This is a genomic window from Aureimonas sp. OT7 (genome assembly GCF_014844055.1).
Taxonomy (GTDB): Bacteria; Pseudomonadota; Alphaproteobacteria; order Rhizobiales; family Rhizobiaceae; genus Aureimonas; species Aureimonas altamirensis_A.
In genome coordinates, this window is sequence record NZ_CP062167.1 from 522,328 (window position 1) to 537,982 (window position 15,655).

General features: G+C 64.9%; 14 protein-coding genes and 1 pseudogene. 6 read left to right on the top strand and 9 right to left on the bottom strand.

Translation table 11 applies throughout. From position 1 onward, the window contains the following. The first annotated feature begins 255 nt into the window (after positions 1–255). The 5 genes and pseudogenes from aroA to IGS74_RS02495 all read left to right on the top strand — a co-directional run bounded on the left by aroA (position 256) and on the right by IGS74_RS02495 (position 5,320). Positions 256–1,605 (top strand): 3-phosphoshikimate 1-carboxyvinyltransferase, encoded by a 1,350-nt coding sequence (gene aroA / locus IGS74_RS02475; RefSeq protein ID WP_192389097.1) that lies wholly within the window; start codon positions 256–258, stop codon positions 1,603–1,605. Further along, positions 1,605–2,255: a (d)CMP kinase gene (gene cmk, locus IGS74_RS02480; protein WP_039195044.1), complete on the top strand. Its 651-nt coding sequence runs from the start codon at positions 1,605–1,607 to the stop codon at positions 2,253–2,255. The genes aroA and cmk overlap by 1 nt, the downstream gene beginning before the upstream one ends. A gap of 263 nt (positions 2,256–2,518) precedes the next feature. Further along, positions 2,519–4,222: a 30S ribosomal protein S1 gene (rpsA, locus tag IGS74_RS02485; RefSeq protein ID WP_039195045.1), complete on the top strand. Its 1,704-nt coding sequence runs from the start codon at positions 2,519–2,521 to the stop codon at positions 4,220–4,222. A 119-nt stretch (positions 4,223–4,341) separates the two neighbouring features. After that, positions 4,342–4,554, top strand: a pseudogene (locus IGS74_RS02490) (30S ribosomal protein S1); the annotation flags it as partial. A 151-nt stretch (positions 4,555–4,705) separates the two neighbouring features. After that, positions 4,706–5,320 carry a GNAT family N-acetyltransferase gene (locus tag IGS74_RS02495; RefSeq protein WP_192389099.1) on the top strand — a complete coding sequence of 205 codons (615 nt, stop codon included), beginning with the start codon at positions 4,706–4,708 and terminating at the stop codon, positions 5,318–5,320. A gap of 6 nt (positions 5,321–5,326) precedes the next feature. Here the strand turns inward: IGS74_RS02495 and IGS74_RS02500 are convergent, their stop codons facing one another. From IGS74_RS02500 to IGS74_RS02530, 7 genes are all read right to left on the bottom strand, one after another. Next, the gene (locus tag IGS74_RS02500; RefSeq protein WP_192389101.1) at positions 5,327–5,953 is read right to left on the bottom strand and encodes a ribonuclease D; all 627 of its coding nucleotides are present in this window, start codon (positions 5,951–5,953) and stop codon (positions 5,327–5,329) included. 131 nt (positions 5,954–6,084) lie between these two features. Beyond that, positions 6,085–6,234, bottom strand: a complete 150-nt coding sequence (locus tag IGS74_RS02505) for a DUF1127 domain-containing protein (RefSeq protein WP_082016246.1) — start codon at positions 6,232–6,234, stop codon at positions 6,085–6,087. A 209-nt stretch (positions 6,235–6,443) separates the two neighbouring features. Then, positions 6,444–7,292: a glycine betaine ABC transporter substrate-binding protein gene (locus tag IGS74_RS02510; protein ID WP_192389103.1), complete on the bottom strand. Its 849-nt coding sequence runs from the start codon at positions 7,290–7,292 to the stop codon at positions 6,444–6,446. A gap of 45 nt (positions 7,293–7,337) precedes the next feature. After that, positions 7,338–8,180, bottom strand: coding sequence for a proline/glycine betaine ABC transporter permease (locus IGS74_RS02515; RefSeq protein WP_039195050.1), 843 nt, complete (start codon positions 8,178–8,180; stop codon positions 7,338–7,340). Further along, the gene (locus tag IGS74_RS02520; RefSeq protein WP_039195051.1) at positions 8,096–9,400 is read right to left on the bottom strand and encodes a glycine betaine/L-proline ABC transporter ATP-binding protein; all 1,305 of its coding nucleotides are present in this window, start codon (positions 9,398–9,400) and stop codon (positions 8,096–8,098) included. The genes IGS74_RS02515 and IGS74_RS02520 overlap by 85 nt, the downstream gene beginning before the upstream one ends. Before the next feature lie 175 nt (positions 9,401–9,575). Next, the gene (locus IGS74_RS02525) at positions 9,576–10,622 is read right to left on the bottom strand and encodes a GlxA family transcriptional regulator (RefSeq protein ID WP_052194984.1); all 1,047 of its coding nucleotides are present in this window, start codon (positions 10,620–10,622) and stop codon (positions 9,576–9,578) included. A gap of 83 nt (positions 10,623–10,705) precedes the next feature. Next, positions 10,706–11,749, bottom strand: coding sequence for a glycosyltransferase family 1 protein (locus IGS74_RS02530; protein WP_192389105.1), 1,044 nt, complete (start codon positions 11,747–11,749; stop codon positions 10,706–10,708). 95 nt (positions 11,750–11,844) lie between these two features. Between IGS74_RS02530 and IGS74_RS02535 the strand changes: the two genes are divergently transcribed. Beyond that, the gene (locus tag IGS74_RS02535) at positions 11,845–13,023 is read left to right on the top strand and encodes an NAD-dependent epimerase/dehydratase family protein (protein WP_192389107.1); all 1,179 of its coding nucleotides are present in this window, start codon (positions 11,845–11,847) and stop codon (positions 13,021–13,023) included. A gap of 58 nt (positions 13,024–13,081) precedes the next feature. On the opposite strand, the gene IGS74_RS02540 is transcribed toward IGS74_RS02535, so the two are convergent. Next, positions 13,082–13,411, bottom strand: a complete 330-nt coding sequence (locus IGS74_RS02540; protein WP_039195055.1) for an antibiotic biosynthesis monooxygenase — start codon at positions 13,409–13,411, stop codon at positions 13,082–13,084. Positions 13,412–13,439: 28 nt separating this feature from the next. Next, entirely contained in the window at positions 13,440–15,545 is a 2,106-nt protein-coding gene (locus IGS74_RS02545) for a TonB-dependent hemoglobin/transferrin/lactoferrin family receptor (protein ID WP_192389109.1), read from the bottom strand. Positions 15,546–15,655: the final 110 nt, after the last annotated feature.

The following is a 15,655-nucleotide window of genomic DNA, read 5'->3' on the forward strand; positions in this document are numbered from 1 at the left end:
TGCCATCCTGAAGGGAAGAAAGCCGGCGCGTACCGGCCGATTGCTGGCCCGGCCGAAGGCAGACGCATGCGCGCCGCCCACCGGAAAAATCGTTGGTCCCTTACGGCCTTGCCTTGCCCTTGTCAAAGCATGTTCCAACAGGGCCAAAAGGAAGCAAACCGCGTGACGTGACGCCGGGTTGCATGATAACGCGGGTTGCGCCCGGACGGGTGGCGAAATTGCGGTAAACGGCGGTGCAGGGGTTCAGGGGACGACATGAGCGGACATGGTGATGGTGCGGGCCCTTTGCGGGCGACCTTCGGGAGCGCCTTGAGCGGCACTGTCAGGGTGCCGGGCGACAAGTCGATTTCGCACCGTGCCTTCCTGTTCGGCGGCCTCGCCGCCGGCAGAACGCGGGTTACCGGGCTTCTGGAGGGCGAGGATGTGCTGGCGACGGGCCGTGCGATGCGCCAGATGGGCGCCCGCATCGAGCGCGATGGCGAAGGCTGGGTCATCGACGGCGTCGGCAACGGCGCCCTGCTGGAGCCTGAGGGCCTGCTCGATTTCGGCAATGCCGGCACCGGCTCGCGCCTGACCATGGGCCTTGTCGGCACCTATGATTTCGCCACGTGTTTCACCGGCGATGCATCCCTGTCGCGCCGGCCCATGGGCCGTGTCCTGGACCCGTTGCGCCAGATGGGAACGCAGGTCATCGCCCGGTCGGGCGACAGGTTGCCGCTGGCCATCCACGGGCCGCGCGTCGCGGCTCCCATCACCTATCGCGTCCCCATGGCGTCCGCGCAGGTGAAGTCCGCCGTGCTGCTGGCCGGCCTGAACGCGCCCGGCATCACCACGGTGATCGAGCCCGTCATGACGCGCGACCATACCGAACGGATGTTGCAGGGCTTCGGTGCCACCGTGTCGGTGGAAACGGATGCCGAGGGCGTGCGCACCATCCGGCTGGAAGGGCAGGGGCGGCTGTCGGCCGTGCCGGACTTCGTCGTGCCGGGCGATCCGTCCTCGGCCGCGTTCCTGGTGGTCGCGGCGCTGATCGTGCCCGGCTCCGACGTGACCATCGAGAACGTGCTGATGAACCCGACCCGCACCGGCCTCGTCCAGACGCTGATCGAGATGGGCGGCGCGATCGACATCCTCAACCAGCGCGAATCGGGTGGCGAAACGGTGGCCGACCTGCGCGTGCGCCATTCGGAGTTGACGGGCATCGACGTGCCGGCCGAGCGCGCGCCCTCGATGATCGACGAATATCCGGTCCTGGCCGTGGCGGCTGCGTTTGCGGCGGGCACGACCCGCATGAACGGACTGGACGAACTGCGCGTTAAGGAAAGCGACCGGCTGGCGGCGGTGGCGGCGGGCCTCGCTGCCAACGGCATCGCCCATGAAGAGGGCCGCGACTGGCTCACGGTCACCGGTCGTCCCGATGGGCAGGGGTATGGGGGTGGCACCGTCGCCACCCATCTCGATCATCGCATTGCGATGAGCTTCCTGGTGCTCGGCCTTGCATGCAAAGAGCACGTCACTGTCGATGACGGCGCGATGATCGCCACCAGCTTCCCCGAGTTCGTCGGCCTCGTCGCCACGCTCGGCGGTGCGGTCGAGCCGGCGTGATGGCCGGCGGCGCGGCGGGACAGCCGCTGACCATCGCCATCGACGGCCCCGCGGCGGCCGGCAAGGGCACGCTCGCCAAGCGCATATCGGTGCATTACGGCCTGCCCTATCTGGACACGGGGCTTCTGTATCGCGCGGTCGGGCGGCTGGCGGCCGACAGCGGCGTCGACCTCGACGATGCGGCGGCCGTCGGGCGCATTGCGGCGACGCTGGATACCAGCCATCTCGACGATGGGTCGCTGCGCGGGCGTGAGGCGGGGGAGCGCGCCTCGCGCGTTGCCGTCCACCCGCAGGTCCGCGCCGCGCTGATCGATGTCCAGCGGCGCTTCGCGGCGGCGCCGGAGGGCGCCGTGCTGGATGGCCGCGACATCGGCACGGTGATCTGCCCGGATGCGCGCGTGAAGATCTTCGTGACGGCCTCGCCGGAGGTGCGGGCGCGGCGGCGCACGGACGAGCTGTCCGCCAAGGGGCGCGACGTGTCCTACGAGACGATCCTGGCGGAGGTGCGCGAGCGCGATGCGCGCGACGCGGGACGCGTCGCTGCACCGCTGAAACCGGCTTCCGACGCACACTTGCTGGATACGAGCGAAATGGATATAGAAAGCGCGTTCCGTGCGGCTTGCGGTTTGATCGATCGCGCCACATCTTGAGCGGATGGCTCGGGTTCCATGCCCGATGCCACACCGGCACGGCCGGAACGGGTCTCTGCGAAGGCGGTGACCGCAGATCACGACAATGAAGAACTGCTCCTGGCCGGTCCGCCGCGCCGATTTTCAGCCTGCCGCGTCTTTATGGCGTCGCCGGCTTCGCTTCCCGGGTTCTTTTGTCGGGGAAGCTGGATTGGACAGGGGTTCGACGCAACACCAACCATGGCGCGCGTCCGCTTTTGCGAGCGGGCATCCAAGGAGAACGAATGTCCAACACACAAACCGCGCGCGATGATTTCGCCGCATTGCTCGAAGCGTCCTTCCACGATCATGACGTTGCCGAAGGCACCGTGGTCAAGGGAACGGTCGTCGCCATCGAAAAGGACATGGCCGTCATCGACGCCGGTCTGAAGGTCGAAGGCCGCGTCGCCCTGAAGGAATTCGGTTCCAAGGGCAAGGATGGCGAGCTGAACGTCGGCGACACCGTCGAGGTGTATGTCGAGCGCATCGAGAACGCCCTCGGCGAAGCCGTCCTGTCGCGTGACAAGGCCCGCCGCGAAGAGAGCTGGGTCAAGCTCGAGGCCCGCTTCAACGCCGGCGAAAAGGTCGAAGGCCAGATCTTCAACCAGGTAAAGGGCGGCTTCACCGTCGACCTCGATGGCGCCGTCGCCTTCCTGCCGCGCTCGCAGGTCGATATCCGTCCGATCCGCGACGTCGGCCCGCTGATGAATACCCCGCAGCCGTTCCAGATCCTCAAGATGGACAAGCGCCGCGGCAACATCGTCGTGTCGCGCCGCACCGTGCTCGAAGAGAGCCGCGCCGAGCAGCGTTCCGAAATCGTCCAGAACCTCGAAGAGGGTCAGGTCGTCGACGGTATCGTCAAGAACATCACCGATTACGGTGCGTTCGTCGACCTCGGCGGCATCGACGGCCTGCTGCATGTCACCGACATGGCGTGGCGCCGCGTGAACCATCCGAGCGAGATCCTGCAGATCGGCCAGTCGGTCAAGGTGCAGATCATCCGTATCAACCAGGACACGCACCGTATCTCGCTGGGCATGAAGCAGCTCGAGGCGGATCCCTGGGAAGGCATCGGCGTCAAGTATCCGATGGGCGTGAAGGTCACCGGCCGCGTCACGAACATCACGGACTACGGCGCATTCGTCGAGCTGGAGCCGGGCATCGAAGGCCTGATCCACGTTTCGGAGATGAGCTGGACCAAGAAGAACGTCCATCCGGGCAAGATCCTCTCCACCTCCCAGGAGGTCGAGGTCGTCGTGCTCGAGGTGGATCCGGTCAAGCGCCGCATCTCGCTGGGCCTCAAGCAGACCCTGCAGAACCCCTGGGAAGCGTTCCGCGACCAGTTCCCGGTCGGCTCGATCGTCGAGGGCGAGGTCAAGAACAAGACCGAGTTCGGCCTGTTCATCGGCCTGGACGGCGACGTCGACGGCATGGTCCACCTGTCGGATCTCGACTGGAACCGTCCTGGCGAGCAGGTCATCGAGGAGTTCAACAAGGGCGACATGGTGAAGGCGCAGGTTCTCGACGTCGACGTCGAGAAGGAGCGCATCTCGCTCGGCATGAAGCAGGTCGGTGGCGATCCGTTCGTCAACGCGGCCGAAGCCGGCGACATCCGCCGCGGTGCGGTCGTCACCTGCGAGGTCACCTCGGTCAACGAGGGCGGCATCGAGGTCAAGATCGTCGATACGGACCTCACCTCCTTCATCCGTCGGGCCGATCTCGGCCGCGACCGCGAAGAGCAGCGCCCTGAGCGTTTCTCGGTCGGCCAGAAGGTCGATGCCCGCGTCACCCAGTTCGACAAGAAGGCGCATCGCGTCGGCGTGTCGATCAAGGCGATGCAGATCGCGGAAGAGAAGGAAGCCGTTGCGCAGTACGGTTCGTCCGACTCGGGCGCCTCGCTGGGCGACATCCTCGGCGCGGCCCTGAAGAACCGCACCGACGACGAATAAGGCTTTTCGATATCGCATCCTGCGATATCGGCAGAACCGGCCCGCGGCGCTTGATCGGCGCCGCGGGTTTTTTTATCGGGCGGGTGCTTGCCAAGCGCGCCCAACTCCGATTGGTGGGAGAGCAGCGCCCTGAGCGTTTCTCGGTCGGCCAGAAGGTCGATGCCCGCGTCACCCAGTTCGACAAGAAGGCGCATCGCGTCGGCGTGTCGATCAAGGCGATGCAGATCGCGGAAGAGAAGGAAGCCGTTGCGCAGTACGGTTCGTCCGACTCGGGCGCCTCGCTGGGCGACATCCTCGGCGCGGCCCTGAAGAACCGCACCGACGACGAATAAGGCATTTCGATATCGCATCCTGCGATATCGGCAGAACCGGCCCGCGGCGCTCGATCGGCGCCGCGGGTTTTTTTATCGGGCGGGTGCTTGCCAAGCGCAGCCCCAACCCCGATTGGTGGGATTGCAGGCGGCAGGGCATGAGGACGGCTCGATGAGAAATTGGGAAGAACGGTTCGAGACGCTGCCGCGCGGCAAGATCGCCGCGATCGCCACGTCGATGGAACTGGTCCGGAAGCCGGAGTTACGGCCAGAGCGGCCCGGCGCGCCCGGCGTGATCCGACCGGTTGGGCGTCCCGATGTCGATTGGTACCTGGAAGTCTACCGGCGTGTCGGTGCGGACCATCTGTGGTTCTCGCGCCTGTTCATGGAGCGCGAAACGCTTGCCGCCGTCCTGTCGGATGCGGCCACCTATGTGGCGGCCCTGACGATCGACGGGCAGGACGAGGGCCTGCTGGAACTCGACTTCTCGGAGGACGATACCTGCGAGATCAAGTATTTCGGCGTCACCGTCCCGCTGCAGGGCGTGGGCGCGGCGCGCCGCCTGATGAACCATGCCATCGAAACGGCCTTTGCGCGCCCGGTCAGCCGCGTCTGGCTGCATACCAACACGCTGGACCATCCCAATGCCATGGCGTTCTACCGGCGCACCGGCTTCGTGGCGGTGTCGCAGCAGATCGAGGTTGCGGACGATCCGAGGTTGCGCGGCGTGCTGCCGATGAGCGCCGCGCCCCATGTGCCGATCTTCCCGGTGGATCCGGAAGCCTGACGCCTGTCAGCCCCGCGTGACCGAGTGGGAGAAGATATCTTCCTCGCCCCACCCCATCAGGTCGAGGCGCGCCCGCGTCGGCAGATAGCGGAAGGATTCACGCGCGATGTCGAGCCTGTCCTCCCGCTCGAGGCGTTGCAGCAGCACGCCCATCAGGTCGTGAAGGTACAGGACGTCCGATGCGGCATAGTCGATCTGCGCCTGCGACAGCGTCTCCGCGGCCCAGTCCGACGATTGCTGCTGCTTCGAAAGATCGACGCCGATCAGTTCCTTGGTCAGGTCCTTCAGGCCATGGCGGTCCGTGTAGGTCCGCGTGAGCCGGGAAGCGATCTTGGTGCAGAAGACCGGTCCGGGCATCACGCCGAAGGCATGATACAGGGCCGCCATATCGAACCGCGCATAGTGGAAGATCTTGACCTTGCTGTCGTCGGACAGGAGCGCCTTGAGATTGGGGGCGTCGGTCTGCCCCTTGGCGATCTGCACGACGTCGGCCGATCCGTCGCCCGGCGACAGCTGTACCACGCATAGCCTGTCGCGGCGCGTATCGAGGCCGAGTGTCTCGGTGTCGATGGCGACGGAACCGGTGTAGCGGGCAAGGTCGGGCAGGTCGCCCTTATGTACGCGGATGGGCATGAATTGGTCTTCCAGTCAGGATGGTCCGCCTGTGTAACCCATCGTCGGGTTCGCGGCCAGCAAACGGACGGCAAAAAGGGCGGCGCCTGAGGCAACCGCCCTTCGATCGTGTCGCCCTTCGGCGATGAAGCTTAGAAGCGGCCGAACGTGACGGCGCGCTTGATATCACCGCGCGATACGCCGATGTCGGCGAGCTGGCGGTCGTCCAGCGAGGCCAGCTCGTTGATGACGCGCTGACGGTTGCGGAAACTGCGGATGCGGGATGCGAGCTGAGAGATCATTCTGGTTCACCTACGGGCTGTCAAATCTGTTGACAGTCATATAATTCGACTGGCTGCCCAATAGGAGAGCAATTGTTGCACATCAGTTGTGCGTTCCGCGCATGGCGTCGTCATATCCCAGTCATGATCGCCAGTCGTCGTGGGATAAAGTGCACAAAAAATAACCGGCATCCAAAGATGCCGGTCATCTGATTTAAAGTTGTGCTGTCTTACTGGCTGGCAGCCGTCCACTGGCTGACGGTGTCGGCATTTGCCTCCACCCAGGCCTTGGCCGTGGCCGCGGGGTCTGTCCCTTCTTCGTTTTCCAGCATCACCTTCTGCTCTTCCTCGAGGCTCAGCTTGAAATTCTTCAGGATGGCATGGACTTGCGGCATGTCCTCGGCAAGGTCCTTCCGGGCCACGGTGTTGACCGTCTCTTCGCCGCCGAAGGCGCCCTTCGGGTCTTCAAGATACTTCAGGTCCCAGCGGCCGAACATCCAGTGCGGTGTCCAGGTGGTGACGACGATGTCCTCCTTGCGGTCGATGGCATCCTTCAGCGCCGCGGTCATCGTGGCGTCGGAGCCTTCCACCAGCTTGATCGAGGAAAGGCCGTACTCCTCGATCGCCTTTTCGGAGGCCTGCATCAGGCCGGCGCCGGGGTCGATGCCGATGACCTGGTTATCGACCAGGTCCCCCTTTTCCGTAAGGTCCGCGACCGAGGCGATGTCCGTGTAGGCCGGCACTGCCCATCCGATCTTGGCGCCTTCGACGTTGGGGCCGATCAGTTCGACCTGGTCCTTCAATTCCTCATAGTAGGCGGCGTGCGTCACGGGAAGCCACGCGGCCACCATGGCATCGGCCTCGCCGGTGGCGACGGCCTGCCACATGGCGGCAGCCGGCAGCGGCGTCAGGTTGACCGTGTAGCCTTCCTGTTCCAGCACGGCCTTCAGGATATTCGTCGCCACGACGGCGTCGGACCATTCGACATAGGCAAGGTCGACCGTGCCGCCCGACTGGGCGCTGGCCGGCCCCGCGTAGGCGGCCGTTGCAAGGAATGCTGCGGTCAATACGCGAATCATGTCTGTGTTTCCTTCCTGGTTATGAAACGGATGGGCGAAGCGTCCTCAACTGGGGCGCGCACGCTGAGCCATGGCCTGGGTGATGCGGTCCAGCACCACGGCCACGATCACGATGGCGACGCCGGCCTGGAAGCCCGATCCCGCGTCGAGACGCTGGATCGAGCGCCAGACTTCGCGGCCGAGGCCCCCGGCGCCGATCATGGATGCGATCACCACCATCGACAGCGACAGCATGATCGTCTGGTTGATGCCGGCCATGATGGTCGGCAAAGCGAGTGGCAGTTGCACCTTGAACAGCTTCTGCGTCGTCGTCGTACCGAAGGCGTCGGACGCCTCCACCAGTTCCTTCGGCACCGAAAGGATGCCGAGCGCCGTCAACCGAATCACCGGCGGCATCGAAAAGACGATGGTGGCGAAGACGGCCGAAACCGAGCCGAGGCCGAAGAAGGGGATCGCCGGTATCAGATAGACGAAACTGGGCATCGTCTGCATCATGTCGAGCACGGGCCCCACGGTCTTCCAGACCCGCTTCGACAGCGCGCACAGGATTCCGATGGGAATGCCGATCGCCAATGCCGCAAGCGTGGCGAGGATCACCAGCACCAGCGTCTCCATGGTGGGGCCCCACAGGCGCAGGTTCCACAGGAACAGGAATCCGACGGCCGCCAGTATGGCGACGCGGCGTCCGGCCAGCCACCAGGCGAGCAGCACGATGGCCAGGATCACCACGAGCGGCGGCAGCGCGGTCAGAAGCTCGGTCGCCGTCTCGATCCAGCCGCGGACGATGCGGCTGGTGCTGCGCGTCACATCCGAAAAGTGGGTTGTGAGCCAGGAGAGGGCGTTGTCGCTGTATCGGTCCAATGGGAACTTGGGAACTGTCCAGTCCAAGACGCGTCTCCGCTTTCTTCGGTGGATTCTATGGCATCGGACGCTCCGGACAGCGCCCTGAGCGCCATCGCCTGCGTGATCTGCCCGAGATAGGTGCCGTCCTGCGCCACGACCGCGAGGCCATGCGGCTCTTGCGACAGACGCGGCAGTATCGATTTGAGCACCTGCGATGCGCCGACCGTGGCGACGCCGCCCTGCATCAGGGCTTCAACCGGCCGGTCGCCGCCGCGGGCGCCACTGAGCTGGTCGCGCGAGATCCGCCCGATGGGCGTGTTGCGATCGCAGGTGACGATGAAACCGTCGCCGCGCCGCCCCTCGATCATGGCGAACGCCTTGTCGGCGCTGGCCCTGCACGGGACGGACGGGGTTTCGCTGCTGGCCAGGCGGCCGGCCGTGATGACCGAGGACACGTCGATATGCTCGACGAAGCGGCGCACATACTCGCCCTGCGGTTTGAGCAGGATCTCTTCCGGATAGCCGCTCTGCACGATGGCCCCGTCCTTCATCAGCACGATGCGCCCGCCGAGGTGGATGGCCTCGTCGAGATCGTGGCTGACGAAGACGACGGTCTTCTTCAGGGTCCGCTGCAGCGTCCGCAATTCGTCCTGCATGTCGCGCCGGATCAGCGGGTCGAGCGCGGAGAAGGCCTCGTCCATCAACAGAATGTCGGCATCCACGGCCAGGGCGCGGGCGAGGCCGGCGCGTTGCTGCATGCCACCGGACAACTGGCTCGGATAGCGGCTGTCCCAGCCTTTCAGCCCGACCAGTTCGATGGCCGCCAGCGCCTTGTCGCGCCGCGTCTTGCGGTCGATGCCCTGGACCTCGAGCCCGTATTCGACGTTCTCGGCGATGGTCCGGTTGGGAAACAGCGCGAAGTGCTGGAACACCATGCCGAACTTGGCGCGGCGAAATTCCAGCAATTGCTTGTGGTTCAGGCCGGTAACTTCGGTGCCGTCGACGCGGATGGAGCCGCTGGTGGGCTCGATCAGGCGGTTGATGCACCGAAGCATGGTGGACTTGCCGGACCCGGAAAGGCCCATGACCACCAGAATCTCGCCTTCATTGACCGAGAAGGAGACATCATGGAGGCCGAGGACGGCGCCGGTTTCGTCGTGGATGGCGTCCTTGCCCTTGCCGGCTCGGAGAAGTTCGAGCCCGGATTGCGCGTTGTCGCCGAACAACTTGACGACATTGTCCACGCGGATGCGTTCTTTCGTCATCGATGCTCCGTCGTTGCCGGAGGCCGAGCCAAGGGCTGCAAAACCACCGGTTGCAAAGGGATCGTGACGGGAAGCCTGCCCGCTGACGATGCCAGAACGGACACGGACAGGTATAAACCCGACAGAGGATAGATCAGCGCCTCATCAAAAGGCGCTAGGGAGGGTGTGCCCTTCGCTACTGCACAAGAACCGGATAGTCAACCGCCGCGTCGCTGTGCAAATTGCCTCTTTCCGCAGCGCGGATATCTCTTGGTGCAGTGCCAAAAAACTGCCTGAACTGTCGCGCGAAATGCGCGCCATCGCAAAATCCTGCTTCGACTGCGATTTCAGTTACACTCTTCTTCGTCGTTTCGAGAAGGCGGCGCGCGTAGCGCAGTCGCAATTGGCGGTAGGCGAGCGCCGGGCTCATGGTCAGCGTTTCATGGAACAGGCGTTCCAGTTGCCGCGTCGACAATTGCAGCCGGGCTGCGATGGCCTCGACGGACAGGGGCTGGGCGACATGCTGGTCCATCAGCAGGATTGCGCGGCGCACCCTGTCGTCGCCGATGCTTGTGGCGCCGGAATGGGGCTGCGCGTCGCTGCCCGAGCGGGCGTTCTGCAGTTGCAGGACATGCAATCCCTTTTGCGCGGCCTGCGGGCCGATATGCCGCTCGATCAGGAAGGCAGCAAGGTCGGCGACGCCGCTTCCGCCGGCGCAGGTGATTCGATCCCCGTCCTCGATGAAGAGGCGGTCCGCGTCCGGCGTCTGGTCGGGGAACTCGGTTTCGAAGTCGGCGAAATGATACCAGGATACACAGGTGCGGCGGCCCTTCATCAGGCCCGCACGCGACAGGATGAACGATCCCGTGCACACGCCGATAAGAGTGACGCCGGCGTCGGCCGCCGCGCGCAGATAACGGATCGACGCATCGTCCAGCTGGTCGCCGGCATGCAGCAGCCCACCGACGACGACGATGTAGTCGAAGAGCGCAGGGTCGCTCAACGGCGCATTGCGCTGGATCGTGACGCCGCAGCTGGAGCGGATCGGATCCGGCCGTGCCGACATGACGGACCAACTGCAGCGGACCTGCCGCGACCGGTCGCCCTCGTCGCCGGCCAGCCGAAGAACGTCGATGAACAGGGACAGGGCCGAGAGGGTGAAGTTGTTGGCCGGCAGGAAGCCGACGCGCAGCGCCGGCCGCTCGGCAAACCGTCTCGTATGGGCCGTCACCTGCGAGGCCATTGCCGTATCCCGTCAAAGCCGCCGATATTCGGATCATGCCCTCTGTCAGGGCAGTTGGCCAGTCCGGAATCGTTACAAGGGCGTCACGCCGCCCTGAGGGCCCGCAGATGGTCCGGCACGGTCACCAGATTGGAGCGGAAGTCGGCGGTGCATTCGGCCCAGGAGAAGGTTTGCGCGAAAGCGCGACAACCCGCCCTGTCGATGTCGAGCGCGGCCAGCGCGGCCGAACGCAGATCTTCCGACAGGACCGCATGGGGCGTGCCGCCGACGATATCGGCCGGGCCAGGCACGGGCAGGGCGGCGACCGGCGTGCCGCAGGCCAAAGATTCCAGCACGACGAGGCCGAAGGTCTCGAAGCGGGACGGAAAGACGAAGACGTCCGCCGCCGAGAAATGGCGGGCAAGATCCTCGCCCGTTCGATAGCCGGTGAAATGCACCTGCGGGTAGCGGGCCTTCAGGCTTGACAATTGGGGGCCGTCGCCGACGACGAGTTTCGAGCCGGGCAGGTCGAGATCGAGGAAGGCCTCGATGTTCTTTTCAGCCGAGACGCGTCCGAGATACAGGAAGATCGGGCGCGGCAGGCCCAGGAAGTCCTTGTCGAAGGACGGATCGTCTCGGCACGGGTGGAATGCCTCGAGATCGACCGCCCGGCCCCAATGCAGCATGTTGCGGAAACCGCGCTCGCCGAGCTGGTGTTCCAGCGTGGCCGTCTGCACCATCATGCGGGCGCCGCCATTGTGGAACCGGCGCTGCAGGGCGTAGGCGAAGTCGACTCCCCGTCCGATCCGTTTTTCGATATAGTCGCCGAAGCGGGTGTGGAACGAAGTCGTGAACGGTAAGCCGCGCTTGCGGCAGTAACGCCGCGCCGCCAGGCCCAGCGGCCCCTCGACCGGAATGTGGATCGCGTCGGGGGCGAACTCCTCGATCATCCTGCCCAGCTTGCGCCCGGGCATCAGGGCCAGCCGCACCTCGGGGTAGCCGGGCGCCGGAAGCGTCGGGAACATCGAAGGCTCGATGACCATTACCGTATCGCCGCCTTGCCGGAGTATCTCCACCGTCTTGTCCAGAACGCGGACAACGCCGTTGATCTGCGGGTGCCAGGCATCTGTGATGATTAGAATTCGCATCCAATTTAACTCCCGCGCGCGGAACTCATTTGTCGCGACAGACAAGAATGCTAAATCACATTTCCGTATCGAAAGCGTGACGGAGCCTAGCAGCAATGAAAATCATCGTACTCGGAGGCGACGGCTTCTGCGGCTGGGCGACCAGCCTGCATTTGTCGGCGGAAGGTCACGACGTGATCATCGTCGACAATTTTGCCAGACGCCGCACCGACGAGGAACTGGGAGTCCAAAGCCTGACGCCGATCCGCTCGATGGAAGAGCGGTTGGCCGCCTGGCGCGAGACTCGAAATACGCCGATCGATTTCGTGGAGCTGGATGTCGCAGAGGATTACGATCGCCTGGAAGCGCTGTTCCACGCCGTCAAGCCGGATGCGATCGTGCATTTCGCCGAGCAGCGCGCTGCGCCCTATTCCATGAAGTCGCCGCGCCACAAGCGCTATACGGTCGACAACAACGTCAACGCCACCAACAGCGTCCTGTGCGCGATGGTCGAGGCTGCACCCGATGCGCACCTCATCCATCTCGGCACGATGGGCGTCTACGGTTACGGCAAGACGAAAGGCATGACGATCCCGGAGGGCTATATCGACGCGACGCTGCGCTCTGCCGGCGCGTCGGCCGATGTCGAGATTCTCTATCCGGTGGATCCGGGATCGATCTACCACATGACCAAGACGCTCGATCAGCTCCTGTTCTTCTACTACGCCAAGAATGACGGGCTGCGCATCACCGATCTGCACCAGGGCATCGTCTGGGGAACGACGACGCCCGAAACGCTGCTCGACGAAAGGCTGGTCAACCGCTTCGACTACGATGGCGACTACGGCACGGTGTTGAACCGCTTCCTGATGCAGACGGCCATCGGCCATCCGCTGACCGTCCACGGGTCGGGCGGGCAGACGCGCGCCTTCATCCACATCCGCGATACGGTACGCTGCATCGCGCTGGCGGCAAGCTCGCCGCCGGAGAGGGGCGAGCGGGTGCGCATCATGAACCAGATGACGGAAACGCACCGGGTGCGCGATCTTGCGGAGATGATCTCCGGCATGACGGGCGTTCCGGTGGAGCTGCGCGACAACCCGCGCAAGGAAATGCCGGAAAACGACCTCGTCGTCGCCAACGACACGCTCATCAAGCTCGGTCTGGAGCCGACGCATCTGTCGCAGGGGCTGATGTCCGAGGTGGTGGATATCGCCGCCCGGCACCGCGATCGCTGCGACGACAGCCGCATCGTCTGCTCCAGCCTTTGGGTGCGCCCGCTGGCCGCGGAATAGAGGCAGGCCCGCGCCGGCTCACCCGGCGCGGGCCCCCTTCGCATAACCCGACAGGGCGTCAGGCAGCCTTGTCGGCGCGGCTGACGGTCTGGATCACCTCGAAGCCCTCGAACTCAGGATGGCCGAGATACAGCGGCTTGGACGTCGGCGCGCCGCGATGGGCCGCGCGGAAGGCCTCCGACTTGGTCCAGTTCTCGAAATCGGCGCGGCTGGCCCAGACCGTATGCGACGAATAGAGCGTATGGTCGTCGCGGTCCGGCCCCTTCAGCATATGAAATTCGATGAAGCCTGGCAGCTCCTGCAGGTGCGATTCGCGGTTCAGCCAGACGGATTCGAAATCCGTCTCCGACCCTTTGACGACCTTGAAGCGGTTCATGGCAATGAACATAGGCGATGTTTCCTTTTGCTATTCCGATTCAGCGTGGAACGCCGAGCTTGAATGTCATGCCCACCATGGCCTCGAATCCCGGCGCGGAAAAGGATTCGATGCTGGGCCCGCCCGTGTAGGCGACATACTTGTGGTCGAGGACGTTCTTCAACGAAACGTCGAAGCGCGTATCGTCGTTGGGCTCGTAGGCGAGGAACAGGTCCACGAGATTGTAGGCCGAGGTGGCCAGTTCCGGGGTGCTGACGTCGTCGGCGCCCTTGGCGTCCACCCAGTGCCAGCGTGCACCGTAGCTCAGACGGTTCTCCATGGCGCGGAAGCCGACGGTCGTCGTCGCCCTGGCGGGGAAGATCGAGTCCAGCGGCGTGCCCGTCTCGCGGTTCTTGCCTTCGGTGTAGCTGCCGGCGACCCCCACGAAACCCCAGACCCAATCGTAGGTGCCCTCCAGCTCGACGCCACGGATGCGGGCCTCGTTGATGTTGACATAGGTGACGGCATCGAAGGGTAGCCGCGCGAAGCAGCGGCCACCGGGGCCCGGTGCGACGCAAGGGTTGAGGATGCCCGGCCGGTCGATCGAGTCCTGGTCGATGTAGTCGTCGACATCGTTCTGGTAGACGGACAGCTTGGCCCGGAATGCGTCTCCCGCCGTGACGATGTCGTTGTAGGCGAGGTTGACGCCCGCTTCCATCGTGTGCCCGACTTCGGGCGACAGGGCGGGATTTGGGATGAACTCGAATGCGGCTGGCGCCGGGTGAAAGCCCGAGACGAGCGCTTCCTGCAGCGTCGGCGCGCGCAACCCCTCTGCATACAGGCCGTAAAGCTGGAAGCCGGTAACGGGTGTGATGCCGAGGCTCACCTTGGGCGAGAATCGGTCGCCCTTGTTGTCCGGCACCGCTGCGCTCGACAGGTCGTAACGGTCGAAGCGGCCGCCGACGGTGAAGTCGATCAGGTCTTCGTATTCGAACAGGGCCTGCGCGAAGCCACCGTAGACGGTGCGATCGCCATTGGGGTTGAACAGCTCCGTGGTGTCGTAGTCGCTCGATGCGTCCACGTCGTCGCGGAAGCCGTCCACGCCGTAGGTCATCGTTGTCGACAAGGTCGGGCTGAACTCGACGATCGACGTGTTGTAGAGGTCGATACCGGTGGTGGCGACATCCACCTTGCGACGATCGCCGGAACCGTCCTGGAGACGCTGACGGTAATCGGTATCGGTACGGTAGATGTTCAGCGTCATGTCGATCAGCTGCGAATCGGCAGGATCGAACCGGTAGCCGAGACGGTAGTTGCTGGTGGTCACGTCCGTATCGCGCGGGTCGCCGTCGCCGGTCGCCGATTCGAAGTTCGTATCGTAGAGGATGCCCGCCAGTTCCAGCTGATGGCCTTCGGCCGGGCGCACGCGCGTCTTGAAGATGCCACTCTGTACGTCGAAGCCGGTGCGGTCCACCTGGTCCCCACCGCCGTCGTAATAGTCGGCATTGCGGCGCAGCGCGAAGGCTCCGTATGCATCCCACTGGTCGGTCAGGTAGCTGCCGGCCTCGAGGTTGGTGAGGCCCGACGGACCGTTCGAGCCAAGATTGATGCCCATGCGCGCGGCCGAGCGTTCGTCCGCGTCGACCAGATCGTCGATCCCGAGCGTGCGCATCGAGACGACGCCGCCGATGGCGCCCGAGCCGTAGGCATTGGCGATCGGGCCGCGGATCACGTCCACGCCGGCCAGCAGCGACGGCTCGACGTAGAAGGCGTTGCCGGCATTATGGCCGGTCACCTGGAAGTTCTGGCGCGCGCCGTCGATCAGCACGTTCACCCGGCCGGAATCCTGCAGACCGCGAATGTTGACCGCCGTCGACGGATCGTCGTCGCGCGGGGCGGTGGCGACACCCGGGATCGTGTCCAGGACGCTGTCGATCAGCGACGGGTCGAAGCGGTCGATCTCGGAGCGGGAGACGACGGATACGCCCCCAAGCGTCTCGATCGGGCGCTGCAGGCGACGGTCGGACAGGACCGTGACCTGGTCCAGCTCGATCACTTCGGCGGGGGCGGGGCGGACGGCCTCCTGCGCCATCGGCGCGGTCGAAAGCAGGGCCGTGCCGGACAGGAGCGCGGCACGAAGGAAGGTGAAGCGATAGGGGCGCAGCATGGCAGGAACTTCGTCACTGGAGTGGGAAGGGCTGGCTGGCTGCGCACGCGGCGCGCTGGCTGGCTGGAGGTCGGGGCCGCACGGCGGCCTTGCCTTGCGACCCCTATTTA